This window comes from Cryobacterium sp. TMT1-2-2 (assembly GCF_004403505.1).
In the GTDB taxonomy this organism is placed as follows: Bacteria; Actinomycetota; Actinomycetes; order Actinomycetales; family Microbacteriaceae; genus Cryobacterium; species Cryobacterium flavum.
Window position 1 is genome coordinate 392,490 of the sequence record NZ_SOGS01000002.1, and the last position, 13,005, is coordinate 405,494.

Sequence of the window (13,005 nt, forward strand, 5' to 3'; positions counted from 1 at the left end):
CGACCACTGGCGAGTTAGAGCATCTCCAGGTTTTTTTTCAGTTCGAACGGGGTAACCTGCGACCGGTAGTCGCGCCACTCCTGCCGTTTGTTCAGCAGAACATAATTAAAGACCTGTTCGCCGAGGGTCTCGGCGACAAGCTCTGACTCCTCCATGAACTGGATGGCGTGATCGAGGCTGGCCGGCAGTTGCGTGTACCCAAGCGCACGACGTTCGGTGTCGCTGAGGCTCCACACGTTGTCTTCGGCCTCCGGCGGCAGCTCGTAGCCTTCCTCGATGCCCTTGAGGCCGGCGGCCAGCATAAGCGAATACGCGAGGTATGGGTTGGCCGCGGAGTCAATGGCGCGGTACTCGACGCGGGCGCTCTGGCCTTTGTTGGGCTTGTAGAGCGGTACGCGAACCAGCGCGGAGCGGTTGTTGTGGCCCCAGCAGACAAAGCTCGGGGCCTCGTCACCGCCCCACAGCCGCTTGTACGAGTTGACGAACTGGTTGGTCACCGCAGTGATCTCCGGGGCGTGCTTGAGCAGCCCGGCGATGAACTGACGGCCAATCTTGGAAAGCTGGTACTGGGCACCGGCCTCGTAGAACGCGTTCGCGTCCCCCTCGAACAGCGACATGTGCGTGTGCATGCCCGATCCGGGGTGTTCCGACATGGGCTTGGGCATGAACGTCGCGTACACGCCCTGCTCGATCGCGACTTCCTTCACCACGGTACGGAAGGTCATGATGTTGTCTGCGGTGGTGAGCGCGTCGGCATAGCGCAGGTCGATTTCGTTCTGGCCCGGACCGGCTTCGTGGTGACTGAACTCGACAGAAATACCGAGGTCTTCGAGCATGCGCACCGACCGGCGGCGGAAGTCGTGGGCGGTGCCGCCGGGAACGTTGTCGAAGTAGCCGGCCGAGTCGACCGGAACCGGCCCGTTCTTGCCGTATTTCGACGACTTGAGCAGGTAGAACTCCACCTCGGGGTGAGTGTAGAACGTGAACCCGCGGTCGGCTGCCTTGGCGAGGGTGCGCTTAAGCACGTTGCGCGGATCGGCCACGGCTGGCTGACCGTCGGGGGTGGTGATGTCGCAGAACATGCGGGCGGTGGGGTCGACCTCGCCGCGCCAGGGCAGGATCTGGAAGGTCGTGGGATCCGGGTGCGCCAGGACATCCGCTTCAAACGAGCGGGTGAGGCCTTCGATGGCTGAACCGTCGAAGCCGAGGCCCTCGTTGAAGGCACCTTCAACTTCGGCTGGCGCGATCGCCACGGATTTGAGGGTGCCGACGACATCAGTGAACCAGAGTCGAACGAACTTGATTCCTCGCTCCTCGATGGTCCGAAGAACGAAGTCGCGCTGCTTGTCCATTCACGCTCTCTCTGATTGCTCAAACAGGTAGCCAGCAAAACAACTACCGACCCCAATAACTACTGTCTAGGCTACTGGCTCCAGGCACGATTGCTTGCCTGACTACACTTGTCGCATGCCAGAGTTGACAGCACCCGAGCCCGATTCCACGGTTTCTTCCGCCCATGCCGCAGTGCAGCATCCCTACAACGCGGCTTCCGGGCCGAAGCGAGTGCGCACCCGCCACTTTCAGAACGCCAAGGCGCAGGGCATCCCCATCACCGGCCTGACCAGCTACGACATGTTGACCGCCCAGATTTTCGACGAGGCCGGAATCGATTTTCTGCTCGTGGGCGACTCAGCCGGCAACAACGTCTTCGGGTATGAGACCACCCTGCCGGTCACGGTGGACGAGCTCATCCCGCTGACCCGTGCCGTTGCCCGGGCGGTGACTCGCGCCCTGGTCGTGGCCGATATGCCGTTCGGGTCGTACGAGAACGGGCCGGACCAGGCCCTGGCGACCGCCGTACGGTTCATGAAGGAAGCCCAGGCCCACGCGGTGAAGCTCGAGGGCGGCCAGCGCAGCCACAAGCAGATCAGGCGTATTGTCTCGGCCGGAATCCCCGTGATGGGACACGTCGGTTTCACCCCGCAGAGTGAACACGGTTTGGGCGGCCACATCATTCAGGGCCGAGGGGATGCCGCCGACGAGCTCATCGCTGACGCTCTCGCCGTGCAGGACGCCGGCGCTTTCGCCGTCGTCCTGGAGATGGTGCCGGCTTCCGTCGCAGCTCGCGTGACCAAACGACTGTCGATCCCGACGATCGGGGTCGGGGCGGGACCATCCGTTGACGGCCAACTCCTGGTATGGACCGACTTCGCCGGCATGACCAGCGGCCGGGTGCCCAAGTTTGTGCGGCAGTACGCCGACGTTCGAGCGGTACTGACGGATGCTGTTCAGCGGTTCACCGCGGACGTCGCCTCTGGCGCGTACCCCGCGCCAGAGCACAGCTACGAGTAGAACGGCTAGCGAGCGTCCCGAGCGTCGTCTTCCGACCACTTGGCGCTGTTCGCGCGCAGCTTCTCCAGAGCGTGGGCTGCCTCGTCACGGGTGGCGAACGGCCCGACCCGATCCAGCGATGTCGACTGGAGGCCGTGCTCCACTTCGCCCGTGCGCATGTTGTACCAGAATGCGTGTTCTTTGTCGTCGGCCATAAGCTTGATCCTATGCCTAAGGATTCAATCGGTCACCTCATCCCGGGAACGGTGTCACCGACCCGTTCCGTTCCATCTCACATCGTTCGCCCGGAGTACGTGGGCAAGAAGGGGCCGAGCCCCTTCACCGGCTCTGACGTATATTCGACCGAGAAAATCGAGCTCATTCGCGAGTCCGGCCGCATCGCCGCCGAGGCGATCGCCGTTGTCGGCCGAGCCATCGTTCCCGGCGTCACCACCGAGCAACTGGACCAGATCGGTCACGACTACCTGGTGGCCAACGATGCCTACCCCTCGACCCTCGGGTACCGCGGATACCCCAAATCGTTGTGCAGCTCGGTGAACGAGGTCATCTGCCACGGAATCCCCGATAACACGGTGCTCGAAAACGGCGACATCGTCAACATCGACATCACCGCGTACAAGAATGGCGTTCACGGTGATACCAACGTCACCTTCATCGTGGGCGAAGCCATCGATGAGGTGACGCTGCTGGTCGAACGCACCAGGGAAGCGCTCGCCCGGGGTATCAAGGCCGTGGCCCCTGGGCGTCAGGTCAACGTGATCGGACGAACCATCGAGTCCTACGCCAAGCGCTTCAACTACGGCGTTGTGCGCGACTACACCGGCCACGGCGTGGGCGAAGCCTTCCACTCCGGTCTGATCATTCCGCACTATGACGCACCGCAGTACGACACGGTGATGGAGGTCGGGATGGTCTTCACCATCGAGCCGATGCTGACCCTCGGCACGAGCGACTGGGACATCTGGAGCGATGACTGGACCGTGCTGACCCGTGACCGCAGCATGACCGCGCAGTTCGAACACACCCTCGTGGTGACCGAACGCGGTGCCGAGATTTTGACCCTGGTCTGACCGACCTTTTCGAACGGATAGAGGATCAACACATGACGGCACAGACCGCAATCGGCATCGACATCGGTGGCACGGGAATCAAGGGTGCGGTAGTCGACCTGGCCACCGGCGCGCTCCTCTCTGACCGGGTGAAGTTGCCCACTCCCAAGGGTGGTCGGCCGCAGGACATTGTCGAGACCACCCGAACCCTGCTCGCCACCGTCTCGAAGGACGTCGGAGACCTCCCGGTGGGCGTGTGCTTTCCCGCGGTCGTGAAGAACGGTCACACCATGTCGGCCGCGAACGTGTCGTCGAAGTGGATCGGCCTCGCCGCGGAAGCCCTGTTCGAAAAGGGTCTCGGCCTGCCGATTCACTTCGTTAACGATGCGGATGCTGCAGGCTACGCCGAATCACAGTTCGGTGCGGCCAAAGACGTCGGCGGCGTTGTGCTGCTGACCACGCTCGGTACCGGGATCGGTTCGGCGCTGCTGAACGACGGCGTGCTCGTGCCCAACACTGAGCTGGGCCACCTGCAGATCGACGGCTACGACTATGAAACCCGTGCGGCATACTCCGCCAAGGAACGTGACGACCTCAGCTGGGACAAATGGGCCGCACGCTTGCAGAAGTATTACTCGACCCTCGAACTGCTCTTCTCCCCCGACCTGTTCATCGTCGGCGGAGGAGTCTCGAAACACCACGAGAACTTTCTGCCTCTGCTCAACCTGAAGACCCGCATCATCCCTGCTGTGCATCGGAACAACGCCGGTATCCTCGGCGCGGCCGCCCTCGCCGCGCGCTTCCCGGGCTGATTTTCGAAGCTTAGCGACAGCAGGATTCCCACATCGACCTGCGTGAAGTTGAGCGAGAATGCACCGAGCGCGGCGACGGAGGTGCTCGGTGCGGCGCTGGCCAGGATGATGGCGGACACCGGCGAGAACGACGAGACCGTGCTGGCGGTCCAATGATGCCGTCGTCGACGGTCGTCTGGTCGGCCGAGTGCTGATTCTGCGGGACCGCATCGAGCTGCACCAGCTCATGCAGGATCTGGACGGCGCCAGGGATGTGACGAAGGCGTTGCGGGCGCAGGCCCACGAATTCGCGAACACGATGCACATGATTTCGGGGTTGATTGAACTCGGGCGCACGGAGCAGATCGTCGATTTCGTCACTCGGTTCGGCCATGGCGGTTCCGTGCTGTCCCGGCGCTCTCCCCCGGCATCACCCACCCGGATGTTGCGAGCCTGCTCATGGCCAAGAGCACTATCGCGGCCGAGAAGGGCATCCGTTTGGTCATCGATGAAGGGTCAATCCTCGCGCCCGACGGCACGACCGATCCGGTCACTGTGCTCGGCAACCTCATCGACAACGCGATGGCCGGCGGCGTCATGCATTACCTGGTCAAGCTATTCACCTCGACCGTTCTGCTTGAGCGACTCGACCAGTGCGTTCAGCACCGGCAGGAACTCCGAGATCACGCCGCGATCGCACCATCGATGCTCGATCAGGCCCGCATCGACCGGATGCTGCAACCCGGCGCGTTCGCGCCCGCCGCCCTTGCCGCCGGTGCAGCTGCACCGACCGTTCCCGCTGGCTCCACCGGGTTGTCGCTCTCCAAGGGGCTGTCCGAGGTGACCCTCGATGCCGTTGTGGCAACACTCAAGCGCGTCGTGGTGGGCATCTCGGCGAGCGATGTGGCCCAGCATCTGGGCCTGGCCCCGCTCAGCGCCCGCCGGTATCTCGAATATCTGCTCGCCGCCGAACGCGCCGACATCACCCAGAAGTATGGCCGGGCCGGGCGGCCGGAAAAGCTCTACCACTGGACCGCGGCCGGTTGATCGGCCGCGGTCCAGCAAAGAAGTGGAATGGGCCGGCTAGTACGCCGGGTTCTGTTCAGGTGTTCGCACACCGTCGACGGCCATCTATCTCGTGACTACGTTGCCGCAGCCCTCTAGCGGTCTACCCGAAAGCTCGGCGAGCCGCCTCAACGCTTTCTGTCTGACCTTGCTCCGGACGAGGTTTACCGAGCCGACCAGGTCACCCTGGCCTCTGGTGGTCTCTTACACCACCGTTTCACCCTTACCACCAGCTCGCGCTGGTGGCGGTCTACTTTCTGTGGCACTGTCTCGCGGGTTGCCCCGGGTGGGCGTTACCCACCATCCTGCTCTATGGAGCCCGGACGTTCCTCGGCATCCGCTCGATCCGAAGATCTAACGAATGACGCGACCGTCTTGCCGACCCATTCCGTAAATTGAGTCTACCGGGCGCGCGGGCTGCCGCCGAACGCACGCCCCATCGGTACTAGATTCCGGACTCTTCGGTGCGCACCAGCACTGCGCCACAATCGGGGCAAAAAATGACCTCGTCGGCCGGTGCCTGGCGGGCATCGGCGAGGTCGCTGCCGGTGAGGGTCATGGTGCAGCCACTGCAGGTTCGGGCGCGCAGCAGGGCCGCGGCGTTGCCGTGGCCCGTGATGCGCAGACGCTCGTACAGCGCCGCGAGGTCGTCGGGGATGGTGGCCGCTACGGTGGCCCGGTCGCGCGTGAGTTCGGCGAGTTGGCGGGTGAGGTCGACCAACACCTCGTCGCGCGCGGATTCGGTCGCGCTCACACGTTCGGCGATGGCGTCACGCTCCTTTTCCACCACGGCGACGGCAGCCTCGTGCTCTTCCTGGCGCTCCAGCACAGCGATCTCGATCTCTTCGAGGTCGAACAGGCGTTTCTTGAGCGAGGCGACTTCGGAGTCCAGAGCCTGGATGTCCTTGATCGACGAGGTGTGCTGCAGGCGGTCGGTGTCGCGCGCGATTCGCTTCTCCACGACCTCGACGTCGCTCTCGATGCGTCCCAGTTCGGTGCGCACGTCGTCAAGCTCGCCCGACCGACCGAGCAGTTTCATGCGGCTGGCCTCGGCTTCACGATTGAGGTCGGCCAGCTCGGCGTGCGCCGCGAGCGATTTTGACTGGTGACTGAGCTGAAGAACCTTGATGTCCAGGGCCTGAAGCCGCAGAAGTTCCTTCTGCTGGAGTGGTGATGCCTTCACGATGTCCTGACCTAACGCTTTTGATGAGATGTGGTACGAAAAAATGGGGATGACTCGGAGATTAGTGCACTAGTTAGTGCACGACGGCGAAGGACCACGGATCGGTGTTCAGTTCGCTGACGGTGACTACGACCCCAGGAAGAGCTGTTCGCAACTGCTCGGCCGCCGGTTCCAGCCAGAGCCACTCACTGGCCCAGTGCGACACGTCCATGAGCGCGGGGCCGCCCGTGCAGAGCGCTTGCTCTCGCGCTTCGGAGGAGGGGTGGTGACGCAGATCGGAGGTGATGTAGACATCCGCTGTCAGCACTCTGGGATGGCGCAGCAATGAATCGCCTGCACCGCCGCACAACGCGACGGTGGTGACCGGTGTCAAATAGTCGCCCGCGACGCGCACGCCCGACGCAGTCGCCGGCAGCAGGGCCAGCACGGTGTGCGCGAGGTGCCCCACGGTTGTCGGCTCGGCCAGGCGTCCAACGCGACCGATGCCGGTTCCGGGCGCGGCACTGTCGGTGATGGGTAGGGCGTCGATCAGTCCCAGCCGGGTGGCGATCACGTCGGACACGCCGTCAGCGACGACGTCGGCGTTGGTGTGCGCGGCGAGCAGTGCGCAGTCTGCGCGAATCAGGCGACTGAGCAGGGCGCCCTTGTAGCCGTCTTCGGCAATGCTCGTGACACCGCGCAGCAGCAACGGATGATGCGTCAGCAGCAGGTCGGCGCCGGCCTCGACGGCCTCATCGACGGTGTCGGAGACGGCATCGACAGCCAAGTGGATGCGGCGAATCGGCCGGTTCGGATCTCCGCTGACCAGGCCAGGTGCGTCCCAGGCCTCGGCACCGCCCAGGGGCCACAGGGTATGGGCGACGCGGATAACGTCGGCTAGCGAGAATGACACTCGTTCAGCCTACCGGGCGCCCGGCGCTGGGGCTTCGCCGGACACGGTGCAACCCAATGCTCCGGTCCGGCGAAAGATAAGTCAGTAGTCGAAGTCGTCGAACTGGGCGACGGCCGATTCCTCACGGGTCCAGGCAGCGGGAATCATGGCCCCGGTTTGGGCTTTGCGGTGCAGAAAATCGGTGGTCTCTGGTTCAACCAACTCCGGCGACGGACTGTCGGCCGTCACGCTGACCAGCTGGCTGGCCGAACCGATCAGGAACTGGGCACGCAACAGGTGTCCGTCATCTCCCATCACCGGGATGTCGACGACGTCGACCTGCCGGCGGTTACACAGTGCTTCGGCGTAAAGGAGTACGGCATCAGCCAGATCGCTGCCGGTTATTACTGAACCGCCCGGGTGAAATATGCGTTTCATGATCGCCCCTCGAAAGCCCACGGAAAATTCAGGTGCTTCCAGGGTCCGGGGTCGCTCTAGCAGTATATGCCCGGTCTACCCCCACGACGATGGAAACTCGGCTATCTCGCATAAACGCACTGGACCGCAGTGTTACAGCGTGAGTGCGCGATTCACGATCCGCTCGGCGACGTCCGCGAGGGGAAGGCCGTTGTTGCGGGCATATCCGCGAATCTTGTCAAACGCATCGCCCATGTGCACCCCGTGGGTATAGGCCACCACACCCTTGGCCTGCTCGATCAGCACCCGACTGCTGAGAGCATGCTGGAGTTGCTGGCGAACAATATCGCTCTCCCGAATAGCCCGTTCCTGCAGGATGCCGATGGTCGCGACGTCAGCGAGGGCCTGCACCGTGTTGGTGTCTGCAGTGCTCAGCCCGCCGGTGCGATCCCAGAAGAGGTTGAGCGAACCGATCGTCGTCGCGCGCAGGCGCAGCGGTACGGCATGCATCGACGCGAATCCCTGAGCTAGAGCTCCCTGCCGAAACTTGGGCCATTTGTCACCGGTGTTGTCGATGTCCGGAATAGCCACAGCCAGCCCGGTCGTGAAGCTTTCGACGCAGGGGCCGCTTCCGGCACGCAACTGCAAAATTTCCACCAAGCGGCTGCGTTCGTTGGTCGACGCCATGACTTCGAGTTCACCGTCGCCAGCTGAGAGGATGATGCCCGCCGCCGAGGCTTCTAATAGTGCGACACATTTCTCCACCAGCGTGTGCAAGAGGTCGACAACGTCGTAATCGGCGACGAGTGTGTCGGCCAGGGTAACGAAGGTCTCAAGGAGTTGACCTTCCCGGGTTTTTGTCACCATATTTCCATTCTAAGACTCGGGAATCGACGAAAAATCCAGCTGTCGTGTCACTACATCAGCGGCGACTTCCCGAACAGTTCGTCCATGAGCAAAAGCATGTCCATGAATTATCAGAAGCGCGTCAGCGGCGGAAAGATTGAGCTGGGCCAGAACCATTCCGGTCGCTTGATGAACGACACGCCTCGAATATCCTTCATTATCTTCCAGATTCGTTTTAAGTGTTTGCAACGCGAGGGAACCACGTAAAACCTGCACGGAAGCAATGTGCACGAGCACTTGCGCATCGAGAATCTGTGCGGGAGATAGCCCGTCGGAATGGTTCGAAAACAGGGAAACGGCACCGATATCGAGCGACCCCAAGCTCAGCGGAAAGGCGTAGACGGCATGCACACCGGTGTGCCTGGAGGCCTTCATTAGTGTCGGCCAGGTCGCGCCCGTGGACGTCTGAAAATTATTAACGAGCAAGGGGCGCCGAGTGTGCAGCGCGTCCCAGGATGGCCCTTCACCCAGGTCCGATTGCAGCTCATCAAAGAGCGCGGCCATCGAATTGCTCGCGCAGACTGTTTCGCGTCCAAATGGATTCACGAGCGTGCAGACGGCTGCGGCGTTGACCGGCAGCACCTGAAGAAAAGGGTCACAGATGCTCGCGCGACTCTCGTGAGCGAGCGACAGCTGTTCCACCGCGGCACCGAAGGCCAGCCGATCAGTCACTGAGCACGCACCCAATCCGGACGCACGTGCATCGTGCGTGTCATTCGACCTCACGATCACAAGCTGTGGGAGAAATCTCTGTGGGCCCTACCGGGCTCGAACCGATGACATCCACGGTGTAAACGTGGCGCTCTACCAACTGAGCTAAAGGCCCCGGCGACGACGTTTGTCGCGGGCGTTCTCAGTATAGGTCAGAGTCGCTGCGCGATTGGCGACCCGACGGGTTCAGAGAACCGGTGCCAACTGCTCGAGCGCGGCCCGATACGACTCGATCGACCGCGCCTCGCCCGGTGCGGTGATGAAACTGGAACGGATGATGCCGCTCGGGTCGATCAGAAAAGTCGCGCGATTGGCGAAGCCCTTCTCCTCGAGAAAGACGCCATATTCCTTCGCGACGGCGCCGTGCGGCCAGAAATCCGCAACCAGGTCAAAGGTGTATTTCTCCTGCTCACCAAAGGCCCGCAGGGCGTGTCGGGAGTCGACCGAAATGCCAATCAGTTCAACGCCGCCATCGTCGAACAGAGCGAGGTTGTCGCGCAACTCACACAGCTCACCGCTGCAGATTCCGGAGAAGGCCAGCGGAAAGAAGACGAGCGCGACCGACTTCGTTCCCCGGTACTGGCTGAGCTGAACGCTTTCGCCGAACTGGTTGATCAGTTTGAAGTCGGGTGCCTGGGTGTCGTTTTCGAGAGCCATAAATGCTCCTTTCCTGGTGCGCCTGCGCGCACGGATTGGTCGGTGACACACTCTAGCCCCGCAATGTGCGCGGATTCACAGACCGCGTGGATCCGTCCTCGTAAAATTTGGCTGGTGAACCCCCGTCTGCGGACGACGCGTAAAAATCTGTAGGCTTATGTGGTGCCGCTGGTTGCAATCCAACCTGCTCATTTACGGCACGTGCCTTCGTAGTGGCGAAAGAATGCCCCCACGAAGCACCATCGCTGCATAAATCCCAAGGAGAGGTCGACTGTGACGGTCAACGACCAGGACCCGTACTCGACGAACAACGCCGACTCCGATCCGGAGGAGACGGCCGAGTGGTCGCAATCCCTCGATTCGCTCGTTGCCGAACACGGTCACGAACGCGGACGCGAGATCATGCTCAGCCTGTTGAAGCGTTCGAAAGAGCTGCACCTCGGCGTTCCCATGGTGCCGACGACGGACTACATCAACACCATCGCCACGGAGAACGAACCCGACTTTCCCGGTGACGAAGACATCGAGCGCCGCTACCGCGCCTGGATTCGCTGGAACGCTGCCGTTCTGGTGCACCGCGCTCAGCGCCCCGGCATCGCTGTCGGCGGGCACATCGCGACCTATGCGTCATCCGCTGCCCTCTATGAAGTCGGGTTCAACCACTTCTTCCGCGGCCAGGATCACCCGGGCGGTGGCGACCAGATCTTCATCCAGGGACACGCCTCCCCCGGCACCTATGCTCGTGCCTTCCTCGAGGGCCGCCTGACCGAGAACCAGCTCGACGGGTTTCGCCAGGAGAAGTCGCACGCTCCCGACGGCATCTCCTCCTACCCGCACCCTCGCCTCATGCCGGAATTCTGGCAGTTCCCGACCGTGTCGATGGGGCTCGGCCCCATCAACGCCATCTACCAGGCGCAGCTCAACCGCTACGTGACCAACCGTGGCATCAAGGACGCCAGCGACCAGCAGGTCTGGGCGTTCCTCGGCGACGGCGAAATGGACGAGGTGGAAAGCCGCGGCCAGCTGCAGGTCGCAGCCAACGAAGGCCTCGACAACCTCAACTTCGTGATCAACTGCAACCTGCAGCGTCTCGACGGCCCGGTGCGCGGTAACGGCAAGATCATCCAGGAGCTGGAGAGCTTCTTCCGCGGTGCCGGCTGGAACGTCATCAAGGTGGTCTGGGGCCGCGAGTGGGACAACCTGCTCAAGAACGACGTCGACGGCGCCCTGATCAACCTCATGAACGTCACGCCCGACGGCGACTATCAGACCTACAAGGCCGAGAGCGGCGCCTACGTACGTGAGAACTTCTTTGGCCGCGACCCGCGCGCCCTCAAGCTGGTCGAACACCTGAGCGACGACGAGGTCTGGAACCTCAAGCGCGGCGGCCACGACTACCGCAAGGTCTACGCCGCGTTCAAGGCCGCATCGGAGCACAAGGGACAGCCCACCGTCATTCTGGCAAAGACGATCAAGGGCTACGGCCTCGGCCCGAGCTTCGAGGGCCGCAACGCGACCCACCAGATGAAGAAAATGACCCTCGACAACCTCAAGTCCTTCCGTGACAGCATGCACGTGCCGATCACGGATGCTCAGCTCGAGGAAAACCCGTACCTGCCGCCGTACTACTCCCCCGGCGACAAGGACGAAGCGATCGAGTACATGCACGAGCGTCGTCGTGCGCTCGGCGGCTACCTGCCGGAGCGTCGCACCCGGCACACCGCGCTCAATCTGCCTGGCGACGAGACGTACAAGGTCGCCAAAAAGGGTTCCGGAACCCAGGAAATCGCCACGACGATGTCCTTTGTACGGCTGCTCAAGGAGCTCGTGCGGGCCAAGGACTTCGGCAACCGTATCGTTCCGATCATCCCCGACGAGGCCCGCACCTTCGGCATCGACGCGTTCTTCCCCACCGCCAAGATCTACAACCCCAACGGCCAGCACTACACGTCCGTTGACCACGCCCAGCTGCTCTCCTATAAGGAGAGTCCGCAGGGCCAGATTCTGCACGTGGGCATCAATGAAGCCGGGGCTGCCGCGGCGTTCACCAACGTGGGTACCTCGTATGCCACCCAGGGTGAACCGCTCATTCCGGTCTACGTCTTCTACTCCATGTTCGGATTCCAGCGCACCGGCGACGCCCTCTGGGCGGCCGGCGACATGATGACCCGCGGGTTCATCATTGGAGCCACGGCCGGTCGCACCACGCTGACCGGTGAGGGGCTGCAGCACGCCGATGGTCACTCGCCGCTGCTGGCGTCGACCAACCCGGCCGTGGTCTCCTACGACCCCGCGTACGGTTACGAGATTGGCCACATCGTGCGCGCCGGACTCGATCGCATGTACGGCGGAACCCACACCGACCCGAACGTCATGTACTACATCACGGTCTACAACGAGCCGGCCGTTCAGCCGGCCGAGCCCGACGATGTTGACGTGGACGGAATCCTGCACGGTATCCACCGGGTGAGCGCATCCGCTGTGAGTGGTCCGAAGGCTCAGCTGCTGGCCTCCGGCGTCGCCGTGCCGTGGGCGCTTGAGGCGCAAAAGCTGCTCGCCGACGACTGGGGTGTGTCGGCCGATGTTTGGTCGGTCACGTCCTGGACCGAGCTTCGCCGCGATGGTCTTGCCGCCGAGGAACACAACTTCCTCAACCCCGACGACGAGCCCCGCGTTCCGTATGTCACGGCGAAGCTCGAGGGAGCAGCCGGTCCGTTCGTGGCCGTGTCCGACTTCATGCACGCCGTTCCGGATCAGATTCGGCAGTTCGTTCCGAGCGACTTTGCAACGCTCGGCGCCGACAGCTTCGGCTTCTCGGACACCCGTCCGGCGGCACGTCGATTCTTCAAGATCGACGGTCCGTCCATGGTCGTGCGCACCTTGGAGCTGCTCGCCCGTCGCGGTGAAGTTGACCGGAGCCTCGCCGGCCAGGCGATTGCCAAGTATCGCCTGCACGATGTGAGCGCGGGCACCACCGGCTCCGCCGGGGGCGAGAGCTAAAAA

At 62.9% G+C, this 13,005-nt stretch carries 13 protein-coding genes, 1 tRNA gene, 1 other RNA gene and 1 pseudogene; 6 read left to right on the forward strand and 10 right to left on the reverse strand.

Annotation, left to right across the window (positions count from 1 at the left end; genetic code table 11):
• Nucleotides 1-14 precede the first annotated feature (14 nt).
• Nucleotides 15-1,352, reverse strand: a complete 1,338-nt coding sequence (locus E3T35_RS01970; protein WP_134346903.1) for a glutamine synthetase family protein — start codon at nucleotides 1,350-1,352, stop codon at nucleotides 15-17.
• Between the two features lie 115 nt (nucleotides 1,353-1,467).
• Between E3T35_RS01970 and panB the strand changes: the two genes are divergently transcribed.
• Nucleotides 1,468-2,352 (forward strand): 3-methyl-2-oxobutanoate hydroxymethyltransferase, encoded by an 885-nt coding sequence (gene panB / locus E3T35_RS01975; protein WP_134377726.1) that lies wholly within the window; start codon nucleotides 1,468-1,470, stop codon nucleotides 2,350-2,352.
• 5 nt (nucleotides 2,353-2,357) lie between these two features.
• Here panB and E3T35_RS01980 read toward each other — a convergent pair whose 3' ends face one another.
• A complete protein-coding gene (locus tag E3T35_RS01980) occupies nucleotides 2,358-2,546 on the reverse strand; it encodes an SPOR domain-containing protein (RefSeq protein WP_105036849.1) in 189 nt (62 codons plus the stop codon).
• Nucleotides 2,547-2,558: 12 nt separating this feature from the next.
• Between E3T35_RS01980 and map the strand changes: the two genes are divergently transcribed.
• The 4 genes and pseudogenes from map (at nucleotide 2,559) to E3T35_RS19650 (ending at nucleotide 5,239) form a co-directional block, all read left to right on the forward strand.
• Nucleotides 2,559-3,422, forward strand: a complete 864-nt coding sequence (gene map, locus E3T35_RS01985; protein ID WP_134346901.1) for a type I methionyl aminopeptidase — start codon at nucleotides 2,559-2,561, stop codon at nucleotides 3,420-3,422.
• A 32-nt stretch (nucleotides 3,423-3,454) separates the two neighbouring features.
• Nucleotides 3,455-4,213 (forward strand): polyphosphate--glucose phosphotransferase, encoded by a 759-nt coding sequence (ppgK, locus tag E3T35_RS01990; RefSeq protein ID WP_134346900.1) that lies wholly within the window; start codon nucleotides 3,455-3,457, stop codon nucleotides 4,211-4,213.
• Nucleotides 4,214-4,439: 226 nt separating this feature from the next.
• Nucleotides 4,440-4,511: pseudogene (locus E3T35_RS19645) on the forward strand (hypothetical protein); the annotation flags it as partial.
• Between the two features lie 140 nt (nucleotides 4,512-4,651).
• Nucleotides 4,652-5,239: a response regulator gene (locus E3T35_RS19650; RefSeq protein WP_241987906.1), complete on the forward strand. Its 588-nt coding sequence runs from the start codon at nucleotides 4,652-4,654 to the stop codon at nucleotides 5,237-5,239.
• A 24-nt stretch (nucleotides 5,240-5,263) separates the two neighbouring features.
• On the opposite strand, the gene rnpB is transcribed toward E3T35_RS19650, so the two are convergent.
• The 8 genes from rnpB to E3T35_RS02040 all read right to left on the reverse strand — a co-directional run bounded on the left by rnpB (nucleotide 5,264) and on the right by E3T35_RS02040 (nucleotide 10,002).
• Nucleotides 5,264-5,643, reverse strand: an RNA gene (rnpB, locus tag E3T35_RS02005) — RNase P RNA component class A.
• Nucleotides 5,644-5,702: 59 nt separating this feature from the next.
• Nucleotides 5,703-6,440 (reverse strand): zinc ribbon domain-containing protein, encoded by a 738-nt coding sequence (locus tag E3T35_RS02010; RefSeq protein WP_134346897.1) that lies wholly within the window; start codon nucleotides 6,438-6,440, stop codon nucleotides 5,703-5,705.
• Between the two features lie 73 nt (nucleotides 6,441-6,513).
• A complete protein-coding gene (locus tag E3T35_RS02015) occupies nucleotides 6,514-7,332 on the reverse strand; it encodes a Nif3-like dinuclear metal center hexameric protein (RefSeq protein WP_134346896.1) in 819 nt (272 codons plus the stop codon).
• A gap of 81 nt (nucleotides 7,333-7,413) precedes the next feature.
• On the reverse strand, nucleotides 7,414-7,749 hold the full coding sequence (locus tag E3T35_RS02020) for a hypothetical protein (protein ID WP_092342224.1): 336 nt from the start codon (nucleotides 7,747-7,749) through the stop codon (nucleotides 7,414-7,416).
• A gap of 132 nt (nucleotides 7,750-7,881) precedes the next feature.
• A complete protein-coding gene (locus tag E3T35_RS02025; protein ID WP_174774985.1) occupies nucleotides 7,882-8,595 on the reverse strand; it encodes a GAF and ANTAR domain-containing protein in 714 nt (237 codons plus the stop codon).
• A gap of 9 nt (nucleotides 8,596-8,604) precedes the next feature.
• A complete protein-coding gene (locus E3T35_RS02030) occupies nucleotides 8,605-9,306 on the reverse strand; it encodes a GAF and ANTAR domain-containing protein (protein WP_134377728.1) in 702 nt (233 codons plus the stop codon).
• 81 nt (nucleotides 9,307-9,387) lie between these two features.
• Nucleotides 9,388-9,460, reverse strand: a tRNA-Val gene (locus tag E3T35_RS02035).
• Between the two features lie 71 nt (nucleotides 9,461-9,531).
• On the reverse strand, nucleotides 9,532-10,002 hold the full coding sequence (locus tag E3T35_RS02040) for a peroxiredoxin (RefSeq protein WP_092342228.1): 471 nt from the start codon (nucleotides 10,000-10,002) through the stop codon (nucleotides 9,532-9,534).
• A gap of 273 nt (nucleotides 10,003-10,275) precedes the next feature.
• Between E3T35_RS02040 and aceE the strand changes: the two genes are divergently transcribed.
• Complete coding sequence (gene aceE, locus E3T35_RS02045; protein WP_134346894.1) at nucleotides 10,276-13,002, forward strand: pyruvate dehydrogenase (acetyl-transferring), homodimeric type; 2,727 nt, start codon at nucleotides 10,276-10,278, stop codon at nucleotides 13,000-13,002.
• Nucleotides 13,003-13,005: the final 3 nt, after the last annotated feature.